Below are 216 nucleotides of genomic sequence, written 5' to 3' on the forward strand. Positions count from 1 at the left end.
GTCGTAACAAGGTAGCCGTACCGGAAGGTGCGGCTGGAACACCTCCTTTCTGGAGCCTTGTTTCAAAGGTAAATTTTAGCTGCTCACTTCAAAGAAACGTTACAACAGCACCGCTTGAGGCGTAGGTTCGAACCGAGTGCTGTTCACCGCGAAGAAATTCGCAACGTACTTTGACATATTTAAGGAGATGAGATAAAGTTCTCACACGGGACAATA

General features: G+C 46.8%; 1 rRNA gene. It reads left to right on the top strand.

Features of this window, described 5'->3' with window-relative positions:
- A 16S ribosomal RNA gene (locus KG007_RS14145) occupies positions 1-49 on the top strand; the annotation flags it as partial.
- Positions 50-216 lie beyond the last annotated feature (167 nt).

Source organism: Alistipes montrealensis, assembly GCF_018362775.1.
GTDB lineage: Bacteria > Bacteroidota > Bacteroidia > Bacteroidales > Rikenellaceae > Alistipes > Alistipes montrealensis.